General features: G+C 42.2%; 21 protein-coding genes and 1 other RNA gene. 14 read left to right on the top strand and 8 right to left on the bottom strand.

Annotated elements, in window-relative coordinates:
* Positions 1-6: 6 nt before the first annotated feature.
* Both LZF95_RS18965 and LZF95_RS18960 read right to left on the bottom strand, forming a co-directional pair.
* Entirely contained in the window at positions 7-1,386 is a 1,380-nt protein-coding gene (locus LZF95_RS18965) for an FAD-dependent oxidoreductase (protein ID WP_233756605.1), read from the bottom strand.
* Positions 1,387-1,853: 467 nt separating this feature from the next.
* Entirely contained in the window at positions 1,854-2,417 is a 564-nt protein-coding gene (locus LZF95_RS18960; RefSeq protein ID WP_233756604.1) for a DUF3109 family protein, read from the bottom strand.
* 198 nt (positions 2,418-2,615) lie between these two features.
* Here LZF95_RS18960 and rnpB point away from each other — a divergent pair.
* Positions 2,616-3,039, top strand: an RNA gene (gene rnpB / locus LZF95_RS18955) — RNase P RNA component class A.
* A 16-nt stretch (positions 3,040-3,055) separates the two neighbouring features.
* The gene (locus LZF95_RS18950; protein ID WP_233756603.1) at positions 3,056-4,213 is read left to right on the top strand and encodes a sigma-54 dependent transcriptional regulator; all 1,158 of its coding nucleotides are present in this window, start codon (positions 3,056-3,058) and stop codon (positions 4,211-4,213) included.
* A 210-nt stretch (positions 4,214-4,423) separates the two neighbouring features.
* Here the strand turns inward: LZF95_RS18950 and LZF95_RS18945 are convergent, their stop codons facing one another.
* Complete coding sequence (locus tag LZF95_RS18945; RefSeq protein WP_233756602.1) at positions 4,424-5,419, bottom strand: acyl transferase; 996 nt, start codon at positions 5,417-5,419, stop codon at positions 4,424-4,426.
* 67 nt (positions 5,420-5,486) lie between these two features.
* On the opposite strand from LZF95_RS18945, the gene LZF95_RS18940 reads away from it, so the two are divergent.
* Together LZF95_RS18940 and LZF95_RS18935 are read left to right on the top strand one after the other, a co-directional pair.
* Positions 5,487-6,158: a hypothetical protein gene (locus tag LZF95_RS18940; protein WP_233756601.1), complete on the top strand. Its 672-nt coding sequence runs from the start codon at positions 5,487-5,489 to the stop codon at positions 6,156-6,158.
* A gap of 67 nt (positions 6,159-6,225) precedes the next feature.
* Entirely contained in the window at positions 6,226-6,726 is a 501-nt protein-coding gene (locus LZF95_RS18935; RefSeq protein ID WP_233756600.1) for a DinB family protein, read from the top strand.
* A 449-nt stretch (positions 6,727-7,175) separates the two neighbouring features.
* On the opposite strand, the gene LZF95_RS18930 is transcribed toward LZF95_RS18935, so the two are convergent.
* Positions 7,176-9,590 carry a thiamine pyrophosphate-dependent enzyme gene (locus LZF95_RS18930; protein ID WP_233756599.1) on the bottom strand — a complete coding sequence of 805 codons (2,415 nt, stop codon included), beginning with the start codon at positions 9,588-9,590 and terminating at the stop codon, positions 7,176-7,178.
* A gap of 430 nt (positions 9,591-10,020) precedes the next feature.
* On the opposite strand from LZF95_RS18930, the gene ald reads away from it, so the two are divergent.
* Entirely contained in the window at positions 10,021-11,139 is a 1,119-nt protein-coding gene (ald, locus tag LZF95_RS18925) for an alanine dehydrogenase (protein WP_233756598.1), read from the top strand.
* Positions 11,140-11,212: 73 nt separating this feature from the next.
* Here the strand turns inward: ald and LZF95_RS18920 are convergent, their stop codons facing one another.
* Positions 11,213-11,833, bottom strand: a complete 621-nt coding sequence (locus LZF95_RS18920) for a LysE family translocator (protein WP_233756597.1) — start codon at positions 11,831-11,833, stop codon at positions 11,213-11,215.
* The gene (locus tag LZF95_RS18915) at positions 11,830-13,380 is read right to left on the bottom strand and encodes a GH3 auxin-responsive promoter family protein (RefSeq protein WP_233756596.1); all 1,551 of its coding nucleotides are present in this window, start codon (positions 13,378-13,380) and stop codon (positions 11,830-11,832) included. Before LZF95_RS18915 ends, LZF95_RS18920 begins: the two co-directional genes overlap by 4 nt.
* Positions 13,381-13,428: 48 nt before the next feature.
* Between LZF95_RS18915 and LZF95_RS18910 the strand changes: the two genes are divergently transcribed.
* The gene (locus LZF95_RS18910) at positions 13,429-14,097 is read left to right on the top strand and encodes a YggS family pyridoxal phosphate-dependent enzyme (protein WP_233756595.1); all 669 of its coding nucleotides are present in this window, start codon (positions 13,429-13,431) and stop codon (positions 14,095-14,097) included.
* Positions 14,098-14,287: 190 nt separating this feature from the next.
* Here the strand turns inward: LZF95_RS18910 and LZF95_RS18905 are convergent, their stop codons facing one another.
* The gene (locus tag LZF95_RS18905) at positions 14,288-14,500 is read right to left on the bottom strand and encodes a hypothetical protein (protein WP_233756594.1); all 213 of its coding nucleotides are present in this window, start codon (positions 14,498-14,500) and stop codon (positions 14,288-14,290) included.
* Positions 14,501-14,557: 57 nt separating this feature from the next.
* On the bottom strand, positions 14,558-15,271 hold the full coding sequence (locus tag LZF95_RS18900; protein WP_233756593.1) for a hypothetical protein: 714 nt from the start codon (positions 15,269-15,271) through the stop codon (positions 14,558-14,560).
* Between the two features lie 268 nt (positions 15,272-15,539).
* On the opposite strand from LZF95_RS18900, the gene LZF95_RS18895 reads away from it, so the two are divergent.
* The 8 genes from LZF95_RS18895 (at position 15,540) to LZF95_RS18855 (ending at position 23,547) form a co-directional block, all read left to right on the top strand.
* Positions 15,540-15,899: a VOC family protein gene (locus LZF95_RS18895; protein WP_233756592.1), complete on the top strand. Its 360-nt coding sequence runs from the start codon at positions 15,540-15,542 to the stop codon at positions 15,897-15,899.
* A 384-nt stretch (positions 15,900-16,283) separates the two neighbouring features.
* A complete protein-coding gene (locus tag LZF95_RS18890; RefSeq protein WP_233756591.1) occupies positions 16,284-17,705 on the top strand; it encodes a sodium:alanine symporter family protein in 1,422 nt (473 codons plus the stop codon).
* A 502-nt stretch (positions 17,706-18,207) separates the two neighbouring features.
* Positions 18,208-19,305, top strand: a complete 1,098-nt coding sequence (gene pelA / locus LZF95_RS18885) for a pectate lyase (RefSeq protein WP_233756590.1) — start codon at positions 18,208-18,210, stop codon at positions 19,303-19,305.
* Between the two features lie 132 nt (positions 19,306-19,437).
* The gene (locus tag LZF95_RS18880; RefSeq protein WP_233756589.1) at positions 19,438-20,730 is read left to right on the top strand and encodes an erythromycin esterase family protein; all 1,293 of its coding nucleotides are present in this window, start codon (positions 19,438-19,440) and stop codon (positions 20,728-20,730) included.
* Between the two features lie 122 nt (positions 20,731-20,852).
* On the top strand, positions 20,853-21,149 hold the full coding sequence (locus LZF95_RS18875; protein ID WP_233756588.1) for a hypothetical protein: 297 nt from the start codon (positions 20,853-20,855) through the stop codon (positions 21,147-21,149).
* A 22-nt stretch (positions 21,150-21,171) separates the two neighbouring features.
* Positions 21,172-21,936: a type I methionyl aminopeptidase gene (map, locus tag LZF95_RS18870; RefSeq protein WP_233756587.1), complete on the top strand. Its 765-nt coding sequence runs from the start codon at positions 21,172-21,174 to the stop codon at positions 21,934-21,936.
* Positions 21,937-22,244: 308 nt separating this feature from the next.
* Positions 22,245-22,682: a VOC family protein gene (locus LZF95_RS18860; protein ID WP_233756586.1), complete on the top strand. Its 438-nt coding sequence runs from the start codon at positions 22,245-22,247 to the stop codon at positions 22,680-22,682.
* 376 nt (positions 22,683-23,058) lie between these two features.
* Complete coding sequence (locus LZF95_RS18855; protein ID WP_233756585.1) at positions 23,059-23,547, top strand: hypothetical protein; 489 nt, start codon at positions 23,059-23,061, stop codon at positions 23,545-23,547.
* The last annotated feature ends 125 nt before the right edge of the window (positions 23,548-23,672 follow it).

Raw genomic sequence — 23,672 nt, 5'->3', positions numbered from 1 at the left:
GTTTATTTAGCTTTTGGAAGTTTTAGCTGCAGGAGGCACAATACCTCCGTGCGTTTCAATAAGCCTTTTTAACTCAATCATATCCAACTCTGCAGGAGTAACACCCCTCTCGATCGCCAGGGCTGCTGCTGCTCCTGCCGCCTGACCCATCGCCATACAGGATGCCTGAACCCTAAGTCCAGAATTAGCCAACTGGTCACTACAGATACTTCTTCCGGCAATCATGAAATTCCTGCTCCTCTTAGGGATCATTGCCCTCAACGGGATCGTAGGTACTATGCCCTCTGCCAGTTGCTCAGGTACAACTCCTTCATGGGTATGTAAATCTACCGGATAATAGGAGTATGCTATCGCATCAGGATAAGTTTTCCCGGTAATATAATCTTCATAACTGATTCTATACAAGCCATCTATCCTATAGGTTTCGCGAACACCTGTTTCGGTACGCATTTCTTCAATTCTTATATTTCCCAGTCCTGGTTGCTTTTTCAAAAACCTTAAATGCTTAAGCAAGGACTCTCTTCCTTTTATATTTGCCAAAGTATGGGTCTCAGATGTGGTGGAATCAGCTCCGAGTATATGCTGTACATTGTCCCCTTTCTCCTTGAGTAGGGCAATAATATTCCCACGGAATTCTCCCCGGATCAATTCCCCTCTGTCTATCGCCATTTCATATGAAACCTTAAGCCTTTCCAAATCCAAGTCTTCAAACCTATAACCTCCCAATGTGAACATTAGTGTCCCAGGTTGTGTCACTTTTTCCTTAAACAAATCAAACCCAGCTATAGAGGCTGCCATGGCATTCCCGGAAGCGTCTATGACCTGTTTGCATTTGATCTGGGCTCGGATCCCTTTTCCCACCGTCTCTACATACCAGTGGTTATCCTTGAATTCCATAGAAGTGGGGGTCTCGTAATAGCGCAGATCCACACCGGCTTCCAGGCATTTTTCCTCTAAGAGAATTGCATAAAGAGCTGGATTTATCCTTATTTGATGCTTCCAATGCTCTCTGCCATGCGGTAGTGAGAAATTGGGCATGGAATCTCCATTTAATTCCACTGCGTTTTGGATCAATTCCCAACCTACTCCACTGATTACCTGCTTACCCCAGGCAAAAAACAACCCTGGAAAGGCTACTCCGGCAGTAGTAATAGTCCCACCCAGTTGACTTTGGCATTCTACTAAGGTCACTTCATGTCCGGTCCTTCCGGCCTGAATAGCCGCAATAGAGCCAGCTGTACCTCCACCAATTACCAGAATCTCTGTTTCGAGTTTTCTATCCACTGTTTTATAGGGGGGGTGAAGTGCCTCTCCCTTTACAAGTCCGCTTGCGGTAAGTCCAACAGATAGTGCTCCTATAGTGGATAATACATCTCTTCTCTTCATTTTCTATCTGGATTTGTAGATAACAATGATTGAATTCCCAATATCAACCCTATAAAATTCACTGCTAACATTTATATAATCAAGGCATTCATAAAAACGTCAACAACAAATCAAAAACTATCATCTTGAAATGATTCACCCTTTTTTCATGCGGACCGTTTTTCGGCAGATCCCAATTACTACCGCAACTCTTGCGCTTGCGTGAACATAAGCTGAATCAATATCCCCATGAAGAATTAGGTTAGAGGTAATAATTTTTAAACCAACGTTTTTTGGAGGATATATAGTATGGCTACGACCAACTCCATACCAACTAATTCCGACCAGATTCCATCCATCAGGGAAAAAGATCGCGGAACTACCATTAAATCTTTTGAAATAAATGCCTGAGGCTTAAAAAAATACAGTCACTTTGATCAAAGGTTGATAACACATTATCAGTGGCATTTAAAAAGCACTCAGAATTATCAGCCCTCAATTTCATTTACAAGTTCTGCGTACCAAGCTTCACCATATTTTCTTATCAGAGCATCCTTCAGGAATTTGTAGATGGGTACTTTCAGACTGGATCCAAGTTGGCAAGCAGGATCACATATATGCCAGCGGTCATAGTTAAGTGCATCAAACTGATCATATTTGGTGACACGGATTGGGTACATGTGACAGCTAATTGGTTTTTTCCATGAAATCTTCCCATCGAGATAGGCTTGTTCTATTCCGCATTTTAGAATCCCCCTGTCATCATACAGCGCATAGGCACATTCACGGTTATCTCCTATGGTAGGTGTGCCTTTGTCCCCATCTTTATCTATCACCCAAGTTCCCTGCTTGGCAATCACTTGTCGGCCTTCCTCGGTGATGTAATCTTTAACAATCGGGTAAATATCCTCGATGATCTTGGTTTCCTCATCTTCCAACGGCGCACCTGCGTCTCCTTCCACACAGCAGGCCCCCTTGCAGGCCTCTAAGTCACAGACGAAAAAATTCTCTTTAATATCGTCTGAAAGCACAGTATCCCCTACTATTATCATGGTCTTCTTTATTAGACGGCAAAGTTAAGCAATCAAATGCTAGGCATTGGGCTCCACAAAGGCTTTTCTTCGAATTCTTTGGAACAAGATGAACCAAAAGACACAGAAAACGAACCACTTACAGAATCGCATTTTATGCTTTACTGGCTTTAAGGATATTTATCAAAACCGATCGCCGGATTTTACCGTACTTTGCACCGTGCAAGTCGTCTTGTCGCTGTCCTTATTTATGAGGAGAGAGGAAAGTCCGGGCAACATAGAGCGCCATACTTCCTAACGGGAAGGGGGCTGACTGGTGACGGTCAGTCCACAGCCAGTGCCACAGAGAATATACCGCCATTTGGCATCGGAGCTCGCTCCGATCTTGTCGAATGGTAAGGGTGAAAAGGTGGGGTAAGAGCCCACCGTCCCGGTGGTGACATCGGGGGCAAGGCAAACCTTATGGGTTGAAAGATCAAATAGGTTCCGCACCGGATTCAGTTCCGGGAAAAGTTGCTCGCTTTTATGCGGAATGGGTAGATCGATGGATCCCGATTGCGAAGTCGGGGCTAGATAAATGACAAGAAACCAATTCTGAAAAAAGAAGCGGAAACAGAACCCGGCTTATAGACTTGCACTTTTTTATTTATATTGAACCTATGTCAAAAATACTGATCATTGATGACGAGAAAGTCATCCGCGCCACGTTGCGAGAAATTTTAGAATACGAGAAATACAGTGTCACTGAAGCTCAGGACGGGGAAGAAGGCCTGGCAAAGTTACAGGAAGAGGATTACGACCTGGTACTCTGTGATGTCAAAATGCCCAAAATGGATGGCATAGAAGTTCTGGAAAAAGCTAAAGCGCTGGAAAAATCCCCCCAATTTATCATGATCTCTGCCCATGGGAGCATAGAAACTGCGGTGGAGGCTACCAAAAAGGGTGCATTCGACTTTATCCCCAAGCCTCCAGACCTTAACCGTCTATTGCTCACCGTTCGCAACGCACTGGAGAAAAAGGAACTCGTCACTGAGACTAAAGTGCTAAAAAAGAAACTTTCCAAAAAACTGCACATGGTGGGAGAGTCCGCTGCGATCCATCAGGTAAAAGATACTATAGAGAAAGTTGCCCCTACTGACGCACGGGTACTGATCACCGGGCCTAACGGCACGGGAAAAGAACTGGTAGCCCATTGGGTACATGCCAAGAGCAATAGATCTTCTCAGCCATTTGTTGCGGTCAACTGCGCCGCCATTCCTTCGGAATTAATAGAAAGTGAGCTTTTTGGACATGAAAAAGGTGCTTTCACATCAGCCCATAAACAGCGGCAGGGGAAATTTGAACAAGCTCAGGGAGGCACCTTGTTTCTGGATGAAATCGGCGACATGTCACTTTCTGCACAATCAAAGGTACTACGGGCACTTCAGGAAAACCTGATCAATCGGGTAGGGTCTGATAAAGACATAAAGGTAGATGTGCGGGTGTTGGCCGCTACCAATAAGGATCTGAAAAAAGAAATTGAAGAAAACAGATTCAGGGAGGATTTATATCACAGACTGAGTGTGATACTGATCCAGGTACCGGCGCTGAAAGACCGTAAGGAAGACATACCGCTCTTGGTCAATAAGTTTCTGGATGACATAGCCCAGGAAAATGGCGGCGCTAAAAAAACCATAAGCAAGGCTGCCTTGGCAAAATTACAGGAGTACCCTTGGACAGGGAATATACGTGAACTTAGAAACGTAGTAGAAAGACTGGTGATTCTGGGAGAGCCTGAAATCAGTCTGGAGGATATAAAAAAATACGCTGACTATTAAGTCAGCGTATTTTTTAGCTGTTGGCGTCCTGGGAAGAAGGAGCCTTGGCGTATGCGGGACAAGGCTTACTGGAAGCACATGCTCCCAAGGCTAATATACCGATCAATAATGCTGCAGTGGCTAATTTTTTCATGTGTTTATAATTTGATTTTAGTATGCTCTCTTTAATTTTTCCAGTTCAAATATGTCCAATTAATCCTTACCTAGCAATTATTGCACCAAGAGGTTACAGCCCCGGATCTCACTGTTGTCAAATCTTCCCAACACCTCCAACCTACCGGATTCGTCAAACCGCCCCAAATCCTGGGTCTCAATAAAAGCACAAGAATGGAAATTTGCCAGATCAATCACGTTGATCCCCCCTTGTGACCTGCTGGAGACAGCAAGCGGATCATTCACATCTCTGAGTATGACGCGCATTGCATTTGGTAAGATATATTTCCCCTCACCTTTGGAATAGGCCTGGGACATAAGTTCTGTCATACCATATTCGGAATGGATGGTGTCCACACCAAAAAAGGGCTTCAGTACCTCGTGTACTTCCTCTCTGATCATTTCCTTCCTCCTCCCCTTCATCCCGCCGGTCTCCATTACCAACAGATTGGAAGGAGGCGAAAATTTTTTACCTGATTCGGCCAAATCCAGCAAAGCAAACGTGACACCCAATAGAAGAATTTTACGATTATCTCCAGCAAGAAGCTCCATCTTTTCAAGCAATTCCTCCTGATTGTACAGGTAAAACCCGGAATGCTCAGAATCACTTTCGCGGATAAAATGATTAGCCATACTCACCAGACTGCTTCCTTTTCTCTCCAGATATGCAGGCAAAAGTGCCAGTACATGATACTCTTTTAAAGCCCCATATTCCTCTTCAAAAAGCTGCTGCGCATGTTCCAGATACCATTCCTCAGACCAGAAATAATGCCTGCTGGTAATCATGCCTGTGGTACCGCTGCTAGAGAAGTACCCGGGAAAATCAGCTTTCTTTCCTGAAATGACTTCGTGGTCTTTGAAGAAGCGGATCGGCAAAAAAGGAATCTGATCCAAAGATTTTACAGCTTGCGTTTCTATTGACCTAGCCTGAAGATATTTTCCGTAAATTGGATTGGCTTGGGATTGGAATTGAAAAAGTTCCAGTGCAAGAGGTTCGAATTCTTCCGGCTTCAAATTTCTTAACCTAACTGAAAAACTTTTAAAATCCTGCATCGTTTTATATTTTGCATCAAGCAACCAAAGATTTGGTATAATTTGGTGGTAAATTTACCTTCACCCTATGCGTTTAAAAAGCTATTTTGGAATATTCTTTTTGCTGGCCCTCGCTGCTGCCTGTATCAGTCCACCGGACAATTACCCTTCCGTACCTAAAATCACCTTCGAATCCATCGAATATGTCCCTACCACAGGTTCAGATTCCCTGATTATCGGTGTTGATTTCCAGGATGCTGAAGGAGACTTAGGTTTGTCCGGTACAGACAATGCCCCCCCTTTTCATGAAGTTGACTACCAGCGTGACGCCAACGGTAATCTCATCACCTATGCCAATAGACCTGCGGAAGCACCGTCTTACAACCCTAGGGATTGGGTGGTAAGACCTCTGATAGGAAACACTACTGTAAATGATACCATTTGGGTAGTCCCTAACCCCAACCAATACAATATATTCGTTAAGTTTTTCATCAAGAGAAACGGACAATTTACTGAATACAGATGGGAAGATCCTCCTTTCTATACCACATTTAATGGTCGTTTTCCCCGCATGCTGACTTCGGATGTGGGACAAGCAGTGGAAGGAAACATTAGGTATGCCATGCTATCCACAGGCTGGGAAGCAATTTTCAGAAACGATACTATAAGAATTGATGTATCGATTCAGGATAGAGCACTAAATCGAAGTAATGAGGTATCAAGCCCGGAAGTAACGCTCTCTCAAATAACTAGAAGGTGAATTTTGTAGTATTGTAAAGTTATTTTTTATCCTATCCGGCTCTAGTTCATTGAACTAAAAACAGCAAATGGCTAATACAAACAGGAAACTAGTTGAATACATAATTCAGCAGCTTTTGGAATTGCAAAATGGAAAACTTTGGATGGGCGACAATTTTCAAAGGAAAACCGACTCCATAACTGAGCAACAAGCATTCACAAAGCCATCACTAACCTTACATAGTGTTGCTGAAATAGTTGCTCATCTTACCGCTTGGAGTGATGATTTAATCCTAAAAATCAGGGATGGGACAGGTAAACTCCAGGATAACGATGATCGAAATTGGCCTGACAATGACATTCTCAAAAAACTGGGATGGAATGAGATAAGACGAAAATACCAAGATAGTATCTCTCAAGTGATCGTTCTACTAAAGGAAAAAGACGACTCTTTTTTAACTGAAAAGTACTATGATCAGGACTTCAAAACCGAATTTGATTATTCATTTGTTATTAATGGGATACTTCAACATAATATTTATCACTTGGGTCAAATGGGTATTATAATAAAGCTTGTAAAAGAAAAATGAAACATACTACAACCATCGCTAAGGAAACATGTGGCGGATAACGGGTTTCCGCCCGGTTAGTCCTTCGGAGTTACTTTCGTCTCAGTAGACTGGAACAACTCTGAAAAACCCACATATCCCTTGGCCTTGGCTCGATTTTACCGGAGAAAGCACTTTTCTCTACTAATTTTTATTGTGGAATAATATTGCCCGATTACATGAAATCAAGCCTGCCTGGGGCAGGTTGGCATACCATATCCGGTTGGTCTCTCTCACCAATGACGTGTTTGGGAATTGTGATGAATGTAGCATCGCTTTAGATCTCGACCCGCCGCGGCGGGTCGAGATGACATTACAATATCATTCCGATTTTGTGCGGTTGGTAACTAAATATCAAGTCTCCAAATGATGGATTATTAAAAAAAGCCCTGCATCTGAGGGCTTTTTACTGTTATGATTTTTTACATTTTTTATAAAACCGGATATTTTTTAGGATTTACCTCACTCATCATGGCATAAACTTTCTCCACCACATCCTCTACACTTGGTTTGGAGAAATAGTCCCCATCAGATGAATAGGCCGGTCTGTGGGCTTTGGCTGAAATAGTCTGAGGCTCAGAATCCAGATACCTGAACATATCCTGTCCTTCTATCACTTGCTGCATCATAAAAGCTGATCCTGCCCCAGGCACATCCTCATCCGCAAAAATCACCCTATTGGTCTTTTTGATGGACTGCCCTATGATTCCGTGCACGTCAAACGGCAACAAGGTCTGCACATCCAGCACTTCTATTTCTATACCGATTTCAGCAAGCTCTTTTGCTGATTCCATCACTATTTTGCACATGGATCCATAAGTAACTATGGTCAGGTCTTTCCCCTCTCTCAGAATTTCAGGTTTCCCCAGTGCAACAGTATATTCCCCGAGATTTTCCGGCATTTTTTCCTTCAACCTATAACCGTTCAGACATTCGATGACAATGGCTGGCTCATCAGATTTCAGCAAGGTATTGTACATGCCCGCGGCTTGGGTCATATCCCTAGGCACACATACAACCATGCCCCGAAGACTTGAGAGGATCATTCCCATAGGGGAACCGGAATGCCACACCCCCTCCAAGCGATGGCCTCGGGTGCGCACGATCAATGGCGCTTTCTGCCCCCCTTTGGTACGGTAGTGAAGACAAGCCAGGTCATCCGAAAGCATCTGCAAACCATACAATAAATAATCAAGGTATTGTATCTCAGCCAAAGGTCTCAATCCTCGCAGTGCTGTGCCTATCCCCTGACCAATAATGGTACATTCTCTGATCCCAGTATCACTCACCCTCAGCTCTCCATGTTTTGCCTGCAGTCCCGCAAAAGCCTGATTCACATCTCCTATTTTCCCTACATCCTCACCGAAGGTGAAGAACCGGGGGTCTTTGGCCAGTGTGTAGTCGAAATAGGACTGCAGAATCTCCCTTCCATCCACCAATGGTGATTTTTCAGTATAGACCGCAGGTACCTCCTTCACATTCAATACACTCCACTGCGAGTGGCTGTAGAGATGACTGTTATATCTGTCCACATTTAAGTGTGACTGCTTATCATACCACGCTTTTAGGTTTTCTTTTACTTTAGCTGAGTCAAATCTCAACAGCAAAAGTGCCTTTCGTACAGCGAGAACCACATCTTTCCTAATTGGATTTATAGTCTTGGACAGTTCTTCCGCAAGCTGGTTGATGATTACCTTTCTGGTACTATGTTGTGCGGCATCTCTCAAAAGCGCCACCGCTTCATTCAGTTCTTTTTTGATTTCACTCGAAAACATTGTCCAGGCGGCTTCTTTCTCTTGTCTCACCTGAGCCTTGGCTTCGGCTTCTATTTTATCCAGTGTATCAGCATTGGCAAGCTCATTACTTAGGATATACTCCCTAAACTTGCCTAGACAATCCCATTCTTTCTCCCACTGAAGACGCTTTGCGTCCTTATACCGCTCATGCGAGCCAGATGTAGAATGCCCTTGGGGCTGTGTCATTTCAAGTACGTGGATCAATACCGGCACATGTGAGGTTCTGGCTAGATCCCCTGCCTCCACATAGGCATGCATCAAGGCTTCATAATCCCAGCCATTTACACGGATAATCTCTATCCCTTTCTCAGTATCCGTCCTCTTGAAACCGGCCAAGACTTCAGAAATACTACTCTTGGTGGTATGAAACTCATTGGGCACAGAAATCCCATAGCCATCATCCCAAACTGAGATCACCATAGGCACCTGCATCACTCCGGCGGCATTTATTGTTTCAAAAAACATCCCCTCTGCAGTAGAGGCGTTTCCGATAGTTCCCCAAGCGACTTCGTTTCCATTTACTGAAAATTTGGTCAGGTCCTTCAGCCCTTTGTTTTCCCTAAAAAGTTTAGAGGCGTAGGCCAAACCCAGAAGCTTGGGCACCTGAGCCGCAGTGGGCGAAATATCCGCTGCGGAATTATACATTTTAGTCAGATCCTTCCAGCTCCCATCCTCATTGAGCGACCGTGTCGCAAAGTGACCATTCATCAGACGCCCTGCACTTGCAGGCTCTGCTTCTACATTGGTATGTGCGTAAAGTTGGGAGAAATACTGCTGTACAGTCAATTCCCCAATGGCAAACATAAATGTCTGGTCCCTGTAATATCCTGAGCGAAAATCCCCCAGTTGAAAAGCCCTTGCCATGGCTATCTGAGCGATTTCCTTCCCGTCTCCAAAAATCCCAAATTTGGCCTTACCCATAAAAACCTCCTTCCTACCCACAAGAGATGCATGCCTGCTGATCATGGCGACCCGAAAGTCTTCAAGCACAGCTTCTTTAGAAAGGTCTGGAAAATTCAGGGTTTTAGGTACTGATTGAACTTCTGACATAAGGTTAATTTACTAAAGTTATCCGGGTTTTGTTTTGATGATCATTTGAATCATTCAAAAATAGCCAAATCCAATTTCTATACAAATTTCGGTATTATTATTTACCGATCAAAAATTCCGAAAAGACCATAATCAAACATGCTAAACAGAATTAAATTTTGATTATAAATTAATTAAAAAAATTTAAGGCTGAATAACCCTAAAATATCATTGATTTGACCCGATAATTAAGTCAAAATGCCCCACCAAAATTATCAGTGCTTAAAATCCATATTTTAAAATTTAAAACATGATTACAACTATATACAGAATTTAATTCTGATTTAAATGTTTTTCCCAAAGCACACCAAATACTATTCGCTGTTTTGCTAATCGATACCCTCCCACATGCTATATTTGCCGGCAAGTTTACTAAACCCATATACAAGTCATGATTATAGGTGTTCCGAAGGAAATCAAAAACAACGAAAACCGTGTAGCACTCACTCCTGCCGGTGCAAAAGAATTGGTAAAAAGAGGACATTCCGTTTACGTGCAGCACACTGCCGGTGAAGGGAGCGGATTTCTGGATGAAACTTACGTAGATGCCGGTGCTACGATTCTTCCTACTATTGAGGCGACTTACGAGATCGCTGAAATGATTATGAAAGTAAAAGAGCCGATAGAACAGGAATACAAACTGATCAAAGAAAACCAACTGCTGTTCACCTATTTTCACTTTGCCTCTTATGAGCCGTTGACCAAAGCAATGGTTGCCAGCAATTCAATTTGTCTTGCTTACGAGACTGTGGAAAAAGCGGACAGAAGCCTTCCTTTATTGGTGCCGATGTCTGAAGTAGCCGGGAGAATGGCGGTGCAAAAAGGGGCTAATTATCTGGAGAAACCACTGAAGGGAAGAGGTATTCTTCTTGGTGGTGTACCTGGTGTACTTCCTGCCAAAGTACTGATCCTTGGTGGTGGTATAGTAGGGACCCAGGCAGCCTGGATGGCCGCCGGGCTTGGAGCGGACGTGACTATTATGGATGTCTCTCTACCTAGAATGAGATATCTCGCGGACGTAATGCCCGCCAACGTGAAGACGATGATGTCCAACGAGTTCAATGTACGTAAAATGATCACTAACCATGATCTGATTATCGGAGCGGTCCTGATCCCAGGTGCCAAGGCTCCCCACCTGATCACCCGTGATATGCTAAAAGAAATGCAACCGGGAACTGTATTGGTGGACGTGGCAGTGGATCAGGGAGGATGTATAGAGACTTGTAAACCCACCACTCACCAAGATCCTACTTACATCATCGATGACGTGGTCCACTATTGCGTAGCGAATATGCCTGGTGCTGTACCTTATACTTCCACATTGGCATTGACGAACGCCACGCTTCCTTATGCCATCCAATTGGCAGATAAGGGATGGAAAAAAGCCGCACAGGACAATCCTGATCTTGTACCTGGTCTGAATATCATCCATGGAGATATTGTATATCAAGCAGTGGCAGAGGCTTTTGATATGGACTATACACCTGTGATAAAATATTTGGCAGACTAAATTCAGCTGAATCTCAATAGAGAGACCTTCAGATATTCATTTATCCTGAAGGTCTTTTTTTTGGAAAACCGCACTATCCAGCAGCAAACCAAAACAAGCGAATTCCGAAACCGATCATGGCAATCCCAACTGCCTTATTTAGCCAAAACATAAAGTGTACAGTTACAAAGCGTGAAAGCTGTTTGGCTATAAATGCCTTGATTAGATCTATGCCGAACACGGTCAATAGAATGCTTGAATAATAAAGCCAAAAATCCACCTTCCCAAAACCTGCCTTGAGATGGACCAGACTAGCGATGGATATCCAAAACAACAACACAAAGGGGTTGATGCCATTGATACTAAATCCTTTGAGGAAAGCACTACGCTTTTTTGGTCTGATCTTCCTGTCTTGGATTTTGATTGGTTTATCCAGCTTCCTTTTCAGCAAATAACTGACTCCAAAACCTATCAAAATAGCCCCTCCCACATATCCCAATACCTCTTCAAAATAAGTGGCCTCAGCCAAAAACCGGATTCCAAAAAATGTCAGCAACACATAAAGCGCATCACTGGTCAAGATCCCCAAAGCTACCACTGCGGCATAGCGGAAGCCCTTTTCCAGACTACTTTGGATAAGTGTGAAAAACACAGGGCCAATCATGACAGACAACAACAGCCCCATGCTCACACCTTCCACAAGGGCTTCTCTCACAACTCAACTTCTTTTTTAGTCAGAAAATCCAACCATTTCGCTGCCTTGTCCCCTTTCAGTACTCTGGGAAACTTATGCTGCCCCCCTTCTTTGCCCTGCTCCTTCATCCATTCATAAAACAGGGAAGACGGTAATACGGTCACTTTTATTTGCTTTAACGCATGGTTTCTCTCTACGGCATAATCATCATTCAGGGCTTTGAGATGTAGATCCAGTGTTTTTCGTAGCTTCTTAGAAGAAACTTCGGTCGCACTGCCTATAAACCAGTGATGGGCAAATAGGCTCCCATGCGGCACGCCCAATACAGTAAATTCCCGGATATTCATATCCAGCTCTTCGGCCGTCAGCTCTATAGCCTTGTTCATATTGTCCACGGAAAGATGCTCTCCACACAGACTCAGAAAACTCTTGGTTCTGCCCGTGATGATAATCTCGGATTCCTCCTTAGACACAAACCTTACCACATCACCGATCAGGTAGCGCCATGCCCCCGCACAGGTAGTGATCAGTAGTGCGTAATCTTTTCCTTCTTCTATTTCATCTATTTTCAGCGTCGAGGCATCCTGCCGGATATTTCCTTCCTCATCAAAATTCCGATCATCAAAAGGCACGAATTCATGAAAAATCCCATTGTTCAGCACGAGGCGCATGGATTTCCTGTTGGGCAGAGCCTGGAAGGCCAGGAACCCCTCAGACGCCAGATAGGTCTCCAAATATAACAAGGGCTTGCCCAGCAGTTTCTCAAAGCCCTTCCTATAAGGTTCAAAAGAAACTCCCCCGTGTACAAAAATCTGCAGATTGGGCCAAATATCATGGATAGTGTCAACCTGATATCGTTCTATGATTTTCTCTATCAGAATCTGCAGCCATGCCGGCACGCCTACGATAATCCCTATATCCCATGATCTGGCTTTTTCTACAATCTGGTCCAACTTGTCTCCCCAGTTTTTGCTTCGTGATATCTTTTTCCCCGGCTTGTAAAAGCGCTGAAACCAAATAGGCAATCTCCCAGTTGTAATCCCGCTGAGATCTCCAGAGAAATAGGTACCGTTAAATTCCAGGTCAGTACTGCCCCCCAACATCAGGATACCCTTGGTCAATAAGGATGCGGGCAAATCATATTTTGATAAGGAAAGGATTTGTCGTACGCCTGTCCTGCGGATGGCTTTGACCATATCCTTGGTAATGGGGATAAACTTTGAAGTAGCTCCAGAAGTACCACTACTAAGGGCAAAATGACGTACTGGGCCAGGCCAGGTGATGTTGGGTTTTCCCTCGAGTAATTTATACCACCATTCGTCGTGGATACGATTGTAATCATAGATGGGCACTTGGGACTTGAACCGCTCATAAAACTCCCCCTCCCCCCAGCGAAAGCCATTCAGGATTTTTGAAAAGTCATACTTCCTGCCTATCTCAGTATCAGCTGCATGAATCAGTAATTTCTTTAATTCCTGTCGCTGAAGCTCCAATGGATGTGAATACTCCTGTTCTAAACTCTCTCTCAGGCGTATGCCTTTTTTTAGCAAAGTACTGATGATCGCCATATCTTTGTTTTGGGCCTTTTGTAAAAAAGTAAAGCATAAAAATAGAAAATGGATATCAAAGCCAACCTTGAAGCGATAAAAAAAACATTCATAAATCAGCACTGCCGTCTAATCGCCGTCAGTAAAACGAAGCCACTATCCGATTTAAAAGAGGCTTATGCTGCGGGAATCCGTGATTTTGGCGAGAATAAGGTACAGGAACTTCAGGCTAAACATCCAGAAATGCCCGATGATGTCCGCTGGCACATGATAGGACATTTGCAAAGCAATAAGGTCAAACACATAGCCCCTTTCATCCATCTGATTCATGGGGTAGATTCTTTCAAATTACTTCGCGAGATCAATAAACAGGGAAAAAAAAACGGCCGGACAATCTCTGTTTTACTCCAAATCCACATAGCCCATGAGGAGAGCAAATTTGGATTCGACAGAAATGAACTGGAAGAGATGTTTGCCAGTCCGGATTTCCCCCTACTTGGCAATGTCCGAATCCAGGGGCTGATGGGAATGGCTACTTTTACCTACGACACAGAGCAGGTAAGGCGAGAGTTTAAGACTTTAAAAAATCTTTTTGAAGAAATCAAAAACCGGAAGCTTCCTGGATTTGTGCAGATGGAGCACATATCCATGGGCATGAGTGGGGATTACCTCATCGCTCAGGAAGAAGGAAGCACGATGGTGAGAATCGGGTCGGCGATATTTGGCGGAAGAAGTTAGATCAGTAAGCAATTCACGCTTATCACCTCAACAAACCATAGTGGATAGGGCTATCTGCCTCGGGCAGGCTGGTTACAGGCTGGTTAAAAACATCAGCAACAAACGGTCAAAATCCAAAAAACAACAATCAAGCCCAGGACATGATCTGATCCTGCGCTTGGATTGATAGTATTCCATTGGTTAATATTCATCATTCATCCTCCATAGAGCCTGAATGCAGTTTGCCCCCACTTCTGAGGATCAGGTAACCCGCTGTAATTCCTAAGGCTATTCTTAGCGCAATATTGCGCTTGGTCACAGCTAGAGTCAATACATAAGACCCTGCGATGAGTGAAGTCAGTCCCTCAGAAAAGTCTGCCACTCTTTTGAGTCCTGAAATCCTATCGTGCTTTTCATGGTTCATATCCTTGTTCTTTAGATTAATCTATATCAAGTTAAAGTAATTTCCATAACTGTACAATCAACAGGCAATCCCACGGGTAGATGATAAATTTAAGTTGGTGCTGGTAAGTTGGCAACAGCGGATTTTTGTATCCACCCCTTTTGCATGAAAGAGACTCTGTAATGCCCGTTCATAAAATTTGGCGCTGTTACTCCCCAGGTCTCCATTCTCATTGTCGATTTCTATGGAATCTATGTGGGCAAAAAAACGGGTAGGAACCAATTTAGAGATCCATTCAAAGTCTCCAGGCTGGATTTTCCCTAAGCACACTTTTTTACCTAAATACCTAGCCCACGTTGCCGAAAAAACCATATCCTCAGCAAATATATTCTCATCACCTGGATGCTTAGCCCTGTCTAACGATTGCCTACATAATTGAATGTTATCAAAATGGTCACCATGACGGAAAATGAAGTGCTCAACTATTTCCGGCAGCCAGTGTTTCGGGGCTTTCCCGCATATTGTTTTCATTGGGAAATTATCAAAGCAAAGCTCTAAATCAAAGCTATCAGCCAGTAAAGGAATAAGCCAATCGTATCCTCTCATCCCTTTTTTGGTATTAAACTCAATACAATCAACCCCTACTTTCAATTGCCTGATCCCGACAGATTTGAGTCTTTCTACTTCGTGAATCACCCGCTTTCTGTTCCTGATCGGAAACCATAAAATTTTCTCTTCAATTAAATTATTCTGAGAAAAGGTGGCATTTTCTGGGTGTGGGTCTAGTTTCATTGGAGTACAACATTAAGGTGGTCAATAGCTTTGTGTTTTCTGTTTAGCAACCAAAAAATTCACCAAACTAAAAAACCCTCCTTATTGCCGATAAACGAAGATTATAAACCTTAAGAGTGTCTAAAAAAGAGTCAAAAATTACTCAATCTGAGGAGGCAGGTTGGGAAATAACAGAAGTACGATGGCTGTATGTTCAACACTTTTAGTATATTTTTACCTGGGATTCAATTTCTCAATCTTATTCAATTTCTCAATTTTAAAAACCACTATGCTTGATATCAGCCGCTTGGACCATGTACTTATCACCATTCCTCCCAACACACGGGAAGAAGTGAAAGACTTTTATACCAAAAAGCTGCTACTGGATGAAATCCCGGGCAATCATCCCAATGGAGCCATCTGGATTCAGATGGGTGACGTGGAGCTGCATATCCGCGAGGAAGATGTACATCAGGACAACTCTGCCCGGCATCCCGCATTTGTGGTGAATAATTTAGAAGGGACAATAGCTTTCCTACAAAGTATCGACATCAAAGTAAGCTTCTCCTCGATGATTGAAGGCCGTAAGCGCTGTTTTTTCAGAGATCCTTGGGGCAATAGGTTCGAATTGATAGAATTCATCCAATAAAAATTGGGAGATAGGGACAACAAAAAGTTTGACAATCTCAACAATAAGTAAGCGTTTTTCACGACTACCCAATTTTCGAACGCTACTGACAAGAAAATACAGTCATTTTAAACGAATATTCTGCTATAATCCCTGAATTTTTACTTTCTTCGGGTCAATTTTAAACCTGACAGATCAATTCTTCCTGAAATTCTGGCTTTTAAAATCAATGAATGAAATCGAGCCTGCAGGCAGGGATTCCATATGGCCTTTAAAAGACTAATTATAATCATTATGAAATCAAGCATGTCGAAAACGACACACAGAGGGATGATTATTCACCATGCGACCTGCCTGCCGCAGGCAGGGATTCCATCTGACCATTAAAAAACAAAAAATAAACAGATGAAAGAAATAGTAGAAGCTATCAACGCGGTAGTCTGGAGTAATGCATTGATCTTCCTTTGTCTTGCGGCTGGGGTATATTTCTCATTTGCCACCAAATTCCTTCAGGTGACTTACCTTAAAGAAATGATTCAGCTCCTTTTTAAGGGAGAATCATCTAAGGAGGGAGTATCATCCTTTCAGGCCTTTGCGATAGCCATCTCAGGAAGAGTGGGGACGGGAAATATCGCCGGAGTAGCCACAGCTATTGCCATGGGAGGCCCTGGAGCCATTTTCTGGATGTGGGTGATTGCTTTTTTAGGAGCCTCATCCGCCTTTGTAGAATCCACCTTAGGACAAATTTATAAGGAGGTGAATGATGGGGAATACCGCGGAGGGCCTGCCTATTACATTGAAAAGGGAATTGGGAAGAAATGGTATGCGATGCTTTTTGCGTTTGCCACAATCTTGGCCACAGCTATCTTTATGCCCGGAGTGCAGAGTAACAGTATCGCATTGAGTATGGCAAACGCATTTGATTTGCCGGTCGTCTGGACAGGGATTCTGGTCACTTCGCTTCTGGCCTTAATTATTTTAGGAGGAGTAAAAAGGATCAGTAAAGTAGCGGAAATAGTCATTCCCTTCATGGCGGGCGCTTATATTCTAATGGCCGTGATCATCATTACTCTCAATATCACAGAAGTACCTGCAGTTTTTGCTTTAATCTTCAAATCAGCTTTCAACATGGAGGCTGCCTTTAGCGGAGTGTTTGGCATGGCTATAGCCTGGGGCGTCAAAAGAGGCATTTACTCTAATGAAGCCGGACAGGGAACAGCCCCTCATGCGGCTGCGGCAGCTGAAGTAAGCCACCCTGTGAAACAGGGCTTGGTACAGTCCTTTTCAGTATATGTGGATACGCTTTTTGTCTGCACATCTACCGCGCTTATGATTTTATTCACCGGACAGTTTAACGTAATCGATCCTGAAGAAGGTTTTTTGGTCGAAAACCTTCCCGGCGTTGCATTCGGGCCAGAATACACCCAGTTTGCAATAGCCTCACAATTCCCTTCTCTTGGGGCTGGTTTTGTGGCGGTGGCACTGCTGTTTTTTGCATTTACCACGATCATGGCTTATTACTATATCGCAGAGACCAACCTGAGTTATTTGATCCGAAAGACAAATAATCGATGGGGAATATGGGTTCTGAGAATTGCTATCTTGATAACCACTTTCTATGGCACCATCAAAACCGCAGAGATGGCCTGGACCATGGGTGATATAGGAGTAGGCCTTATGGCATGGCTGAACATCATTGCGATCATCCTGCTCCGCAAGCCGGCATTCAAAGCTTTGGCAGATTATAAAAAGCAGAAAAAGGAAGGCAAAGACCCAGTTTTTGTGGCCAAGGATGCTGGTATTGACAATGCCGATTTCTGGAAGTAAGTAAAGTAAAGCGGCTTTGTTTTAACCGCGGAGTTCACGGAGAATTTCGCGGAGCACGCAGCATTAAGTTGTCCTGCTTCTCCAGAAGCCGGACTTTATCTATCGAGGTTAGTCGCAAACTATTTTAGCAATAAAGATTTACGAAAAGGGCACTGCTAATTATATAATTTCTTTAATTGCTGGCACTAGAGACCTGAAAGTCCGTCATATGTCAGTCCAGCTGGGTCAAAAAACAGGCAAAACTCACGTGAAGCTCTGAAAGAGCAAAATCCAACTTATCTAGATTTTGAACCTACGATCAATTGGAGCCAAATGAAACCGTTCGTGTGACACGAACAGGGGCGCATAAAATCACATAAAGCACTGAAATATAGGAGTACTAACACTCTTTATCAAAGACAAGTAAAATACGACTTTTATGAATTTGTGGTAGTAGGATTTTCCTGCGCATCGGTAAATTACCATCTTAGCCTAACAGAAACCTCTATACTTGACTAGCCCCATGAAACCTTACCTTTTTATAGCACTGTTTTTATCACTAACACTTACCACTGCTTTTGCTCAAGAGACTAACTATCTCAGCATGAGCTGGAAGGATGTGGCTACCAAAATGCCCGAAAACTGGTATGGCTCAGAAGAAGCAAAAGCAGTGGCTGAGAATGTCCTGATAGCCCAAAAGGATATCGGTGGATGGGAGAAAAACAAAGCCTATCATCTGGAGTTATCCGAGCCAGAAAAGGCGGAAATCAAGGCCGGTAAATCTAAAACAGGGGCAACTTTTGACAATGACGCCACCATCACAGAATTGAAATTTCTGGCCAAAGTATATGAACAGATCCCGGATATCCGCTACAAAAGGGCTTTTGAGAAAGGTTTGGATTACATCATTATCTCCCAGTACGAGAATGGCGGATGGCCCCAATTCTATCCCCCACGCACAGGATCTGTATCCTACTCTGCCCACATCACCTACAATGATAATGCTATGGTGAACACCATGAAGTTTCTGAGAGAGATTTTTTCAGAAGACAAAGCTTTTTCAGCTTTGAATCTGTCTCCAGAGCTGAAAACAAAAGCCAAAAAATCATTTGATGCAGGGATAGCCTGTATCCTTAAAACGCAAATCATCGTAGATGGCACTCCTACCGTCTGGTGTGCCCAGCATGATGAGAAGACACTTGCTCCTGCTAAAGCCCGCTCTTATGAACTTGCATCTTTCAGTGGTGCTGAATCTGTAAGGATTGTCCAATTGCTGATGGAGCTGGAAGATCCTTCGGAGGAAGTCATAGCCTCCGTAGATGGTGCTGTCCACTGGTTTGAAACCCACAAAATCGAGGGAATCAAACTAGAAACAGAAATCGACGAAGATGGAGACAAGAACAGGGTGGTAGTTTCTGATCCCGCTGCCTCTCCCCTCTGGGCACGCTTTTATGACCTGGAAACCGAAAAACCCATCTTCTCTGACCGGGACGGGATCAAAAAGAATTCAATGGCAGAAATAGGCCACGAACGTAGGAACGGCTATAGCTGGTACACCAATGCTCCTTCAAAAGTGCTGAAAAATTATCCGGAGTGGAAAAGGCAGGTGGAAGGGAAATAGCTAAAAAGCCAATAATTGTTGTAGGCTTTTCCATTTTTAGTTTAGCTCTTGTTAAAAAAACTCAAATTCATCGATAAAGAACTGCCTCAGTGAAATTGATTTCTAATTTGGTACATCCACCACCAAATACTAATGAGAATCATTCTACTGACAATTTTATTTTCTATTTCCCTTGATCTTTTTGCCCAAGAAGAAGAAGAAACTATAGCATGGATTAATCAAAAAGCTTTAAAAATTGAAGATGCAGACCCTGATACTGAGCTAGTAATTTTCAAGGACAATGTTCCACTCAAATTTGCTGAAGCGAGAATATTTGGGTTTGGTGAAGCTTCCCACCATGGAAAGGAATTTTTTGATATAAAGGCTAAATTCTTCAAGTACTTAGTAAAGAACCAAGATGTAAAAGCTTTTATAATGGAGGAAGCCTACCAAACGGAAGCAGCTGTAAATGAATGGATAAGCGGTGGAAAAGGTGATATTATTGAAATAATAGTAAATTTTACCTTAGCACCTTGGCAATGCTTAGAAGTCGTTGATCTTTTGAAATGGATACGGGAATACAATTTAAGTAGGCCAAACAAAGAACAAATCCGATTCTATGGTATGGATATCCAAAGTGGAAATGACATTCATTTAGAAGTACGTGATTTTGTAAGCACTCATAAAATTCCTGTAAGTGAAGAACTTCTTGCAACTGCAGATAGTTGCTCAACAGTTGGCTATAGTGAAACACCAGATTGGGCAGGAAATCAAATCCCCAGGCTTAAAGAAATTGAACAAATCATAGTAGATTTTCAAACCAATAGTGGGAAGAGCTCTAATCAAGAATTCACTTCAATTATAAGATCTCTGAATTACCTAATTAAACACACAACTTATTTAGAAAACCGCAAAAGTGAAGTAAGGGATTTGAAAATGTTTGAGAATGTAAAATGGTTAGTAGACAATGAAATCAATAATGGCAAGGCTTTTATTTGGGCTCATAATGATCATGTGAACAACCTAACCTTCAATTACTACGGTATGCCTTGGGTAAATCTAGGCAGGCACCTAAAAGAGCATTATAAAAGGGACTATTACTCAGTAGGTTTTGATTTTGGTGTTGGGACACTCCCTGGTGCAGTAATCAAGAAAAACAAGCCTATTTATTGGGAAAGCCACACGCTTACTAAGCCATTTCGAAAAACATATGCGGAAACGCTTATTAAGGCATCTAATGACATTTACTTTGTTGACATGAAAGAGGCCGTAAATAGCGACCCCACAAACTTTTTTGATACAGAAAACAGACAGTTAGGTCTTGGAGGCCCAGGTTATAACCCTAAAAAGAAATACCTTATTACTAAAAAATTCTCAGAAATGTTTGATGGAATAATCTTCGTCAAGCGTATTTCAGTACCTAATTATAATTTGGATAATGATTGAGAATATTTAAAAACTGATGAGAGAATACGTATTTTAAGGAGCCCAATACGCATCTTACTGAATTTCAAAGAGAAAAAGGATAAAATCCATATAGAATGTAGGTACTAAATGAACAGAAGACTATGAAAAATAATATCATATTAATGCTAGCTGTTTCTTTAGCGATATTATCCTGCAATTCTGATGACCAAGATATTATAAAAACCGATAATGGGAAAATCTGGCGTAGTGGTGGCTTATATTATTGCGCAGAACAAATACACCTTGATAATGGAGACACTTTAATCGTAAACATCAAGGATGTGATCAACTATATAGGAGGAGATAGAGTGACTATTAAATATAAAGAACTAGACAGAAACAAAAACTGTTCGTATGGAATCAATTGCCAGATAGTCGAGCTTAAGAAAATAGAATAAAGATCCGTAGAATCAAATAAATATGTCCATCACCAAAGAATCAGAACTTATAGGAATGAAAAAAATCAGTGAGGTAGTGGGAACTACACTGAAACTGATGACTGAATATGCTAAAGTGGGAATGTCCACCAAAGAGCTGGATGAATATGGAGGTGGTATTTTGAAAAGCTATGGAGCTAAGTCTGCTCCTTATGAAACGTATGGATTTCCGGGCTATTCCTGCATAAGTGTAAATGAAGTAGCAGCTCACGGGATACCTTCGGAAAAGGTGTTGCTGAAAGAAGGAGATTTGATCAATATTGATGTGTCCGCCGAACTCAACGGATTTTGGTCGGATAACGGTGGCTCCTTTGTGCTTGGAAAGGATATCCACAACCATCAACCGCTGGTGGATGCTTCCAAAAACATTCTTCGCAAAGCCATAAATGCGATAAAGGGCGGAGTAAAAATCGCTGATATTGGCTATTTGATAGAAACTGAAGCCAGAAAATCAGGTTATAGAGTCATTAAAAACCTGGCTGGTCATGGGGTAGGCAGAAGCTTGCACGAGGAGCCATCAGATATTCTGAATTACAGGGTGAAATCCAACCGGGAACGGTTTAAGAAGAATACTACCGTAGCCATAGAAACTTTTATCTCCACCCATTCTACTATTGCAGTTGAGCGAAATGATGGTTGGACACTGGTTGGTAATAAAGGCGGATATGTGACCCAGCATGAGCAGACAATTTTGATCACAGATGATGTTCCGGTTATTCTGACGGAAGTAAATGGGATCTGGGGTTAATAGGCTTAAAATTGATATAATCGAGAATTTACATGTATATTTTCGGTTATAGTCGAGAATTTACACATTTTCAATTCATGATTTCTCGACAGATTGAATCAGAATTACGAAAAAGAATTCATCAAGGAAACAGCAGCAAAATATATTGACTTATTGGAAAAATCATTTGTGATTTTTCGATTGAACTCATTTAGCAGGATTATACGTCGGGAGCTTAAAAAAAGTCGGAAAATATACTTTTGGGACAATGGAGTGACTCAGCGGTAGGTTTGGATACTGGAAATATTATTACCTAAAAAAGTACAACTATGGCACTAATCAATCCTCACATCAATTTCAATGGAAATGCAGAAGAAGCATTTAATTTTTACAAATCTGTATTTGGCGGGGAATTCGCGAACATCACGCGTTTCAAAGACATTTCCACCCCTGAAAATCCGATAGCAGAACATGAGGCAAACAAGATCATGCACATTGCTTTACCCATCGGAAAAAATGTTTTGATGGGCAATGATGTCCCTGAACGAATGGGCCGGGTAAATGAAAATGAAAACAGGTCTAAAATAGCTGTCAGTGCAGAAAGCAAAGAAGAGGCTGAACGGATTTTTACCGGACTTACAGTTGGTGGAAGTATAGAAGTCCCAATGAATGAAAGTCCTTGGGGTTCCTTTTTTGGAATGTTCAGAGACAAATACGGGATTGAATGGATGGTGGATTTCGATCCAAAGCACAAAGGAACAGTATAAACCGGCACTAGCTCTTCGAGGTTTGCAATCCCGAAGGGCTATCCTGGGATTTCCAAATCCATACTACATGCTCCCGTTGGCGCTTTTGGATTGAAAATATTCCAATCGAGATTTTACATGTTTCTGGAATGAAAAGCCCCTCCAAGACAGTTGTCGGTACAGCATATCCTGAAACTGAATTTTGGGATTGTCCATAGAGAGAATTCTTTGGAAGTCGACCCAATAAAGGGAATTCTGACAAACTGAAGTTTCCGGAAAATATATTCAACACATAGCTAATGACCTGCACGAAATTATTAATTTAGGTCAGTGAAGTCCAGAGAACTGGACACAACAGCTATTAAGTGTAAGTAAATAATTTGTTCTTCATTGATAAATGAAGAAAATTTTCACCCTTAGCATTCTACTCATTACAAGTCAGCTTCTGTTTGCTCAGGAACTCCCAGTTTTTCTCAAAGAAAGAATTGACTTTTGTAATTCGAATTTCACAGAGGATAAAGCAATTCTACTTCGAAAAGAGTTAAATGACCTTGAAAATTACTTTGTGAGAAAAGATCTTTTAGCTGATAAATCCGGGATCAGTTACTACGCTGTATATGAAAAAATAGCCAAAGAAAATGACCTTCATTTTGAAATCGACACATCTTTCGATTTGTTAGAAACTCTTGAATTTCAAGAATATACAACTTGCTTTTATAAAGTTTTAACTTCTGAACAACTATCCCAATTGAATTCTAAACACTTAGAAGCTGCGGAGAAGATAGCAGAAGGTAATGATAGTAATATTACTCCGGGAATAGTCGCTCAAAAAATCATTAATAATCTCGATGCAAGTGATTTTGATCTAGAGTTTTACAAAGTGTGAGACTGTAATCTAAACTCTGTCTAAAACTTTGAATTTTAGTTAAAGTTTATAAGATAGAGCAGTATGAAAGAACAAGAATCAGCATTCAAGAAAAAAGTATTAGAGCAGTTTTTATCAGGGGAGAA

Origin of the sequence: Algoriphagus sp. AGSA1 (assembly GCF_021390545.1) — a bacterium.
Lineage (GTDB): Bacteria > Bacteroidota > Bacteroidia > Cytophagales > Cyclobacteriaceae > Algoriphagus.
This window is presented reverse-complemented; position numbering and strand designations above follow the sequence as displayed.

What these genes read in the sequence shown, in the direction of transcription:
- LZF95_RS18965 (WP_233756605.1), bottom strand. Translation starts at nt 1,386, where the DNA reads ATGAAGAGAAGAGATGTATTATCCACTATAGGAGCACTATCTGTTGGA.
- LZF95_RS18960 (WP_233756604.1), bottom strand. Translation starts at nt 2,417, where the DNA reads ATGATAATAGTAGGGGATACTGTGCTTTCAGACGATATTAAAGAGAAT.
- LZF95_RS18950 (WP_233756603.1), top strand. Translation starts at nt 3,056, where the DNA reads ATGTCAAAAATACTGATCATTGATGACGAGAAAGTCATCCGCGCCACG.
- LZF95_RS18945 (WP_233756602.1), bottom strand. Translation starts at nt 5,419, where the DNA reads ATGCAGGATTTTAAAAGTTTTTCAGTTAGGTTAAGAAATTTGAAGCCG.
- LZF95_RS18940 (WP_233756601.1), top strand. Translation starts at nt 5,487, where the DNA reads ATGCGTTTAAAAAGCTATTTTGGAATATTCTTTTTGCTGGCCCTCGCT.
- LZF95_RS18935 (WP_233756600.1), top strand. Translation starts at nt 6,226, where the DNA reads ATGGCTAATACAAACAGGAAACTAGTTGAATACATAATTCAGCAGCTT.
- LZF95_RS18930 (WP_233756599.1), bottom strand. Translation starts at nt 9,590, where the DNA reads ATGTCAGAAGTTCAATCAGTACCTAAAACCCTGAATTTTCCAGACCTT.
- ald (WP_233756598.1), top strand. Translation starts at nt 10,021, where the DNA reads ATGATTATAGGTGTTCCGAAGGAAATCAAAAACAACGAAAACCGTGTA.
- LZF95_RS18915 (WP_233756596.1), bottom strand. Translation starts at nt 13,380, where the DNA reads ATGGCGATCATCAGTACTTTGCTAAAAAAAGGCATACGCCTGAGAGAG.
- LZF95_RS18910 (WP_233756595.1), top strand. Translation starts at nt 13,429, where the DNA reads ATGGATATCAAAGCCAACCTTGAAGCGATAAAAAAAACATTCATAAAT.
- LZF95_RS18905 (WP_233756594.1), bottom strand. Translation starts at nt 14,500, where the DNA reads ATGAACCATGAAAAGCACGATAGGATTTCAGGACTCAAAAGAGTGGCA.
- LZF95_RS18900 (WP_233756593.1), bottom strand. Translation starts at nt 15,271, where the DNA reads ATGAAACTAGACCCACACCCAGAAAATGCCACCTTTTCTCAGAATAAT.
- LZF95_RS18895 (WP_233756592.1), top strand. Translation starts at nt 15,540, where the DNA reads ATGCTTGATATCAGCCGCTTGGACCATGTACTTATCACCATTCCTCCC.
- LZF95_RS18890 (WP_233756591.1), top strand. Translation starts at nt 16,284, where the DNA reads ATGAAAGAAATAGTAGAAGCTATCAACGCGGTAGTCTGGAGTAATGCA.
- pelA (WP_233756590.1), top strand. Translation starts at nt 18,208, where the DNA reads ATGAAACCTTACCTTTTTATAGCACTGTTTTTATCACTAACACTTACC.
- LZF95_RS18880 (WP_233756589.1), top strand. Translation starts at nt 19,438, where the DNA reads ATGAGAATCATTCTACTGACAATTTTATTTTCTATTTCCCTTGATCTT.
- LZF95_RS18875 (WP_233756588.1), top strand. Translation starts at nt 20,853, where the DNA reads ATGAAAAATAATATCATATTAATGCTAGCTGTTTCTTTAGCGATATTA.
- map (WP_233756587.1), top strand. Translation starts at nt 21,172, where the DNA reads ATGTCCATCACCAAAGAATCAGAACTTATAGGAATGAAAAAAATCAGT.
- LZF95_RS18860 (WP_233756586.1), top strand. Translation starts at nt 22,245, where the DNA reads ATGGCACTAATCAATCCTCACATCAATTTCAATGGAAATGCAGAAGAA.
- LZF95_RS18855 (WP_233756585.1), top strand. Translation starts at nt 23,059, where the DNA reads ATGAAGAAAATTTTCACCCTTAGCATTCTACTCATTACAAGTCAGCTT.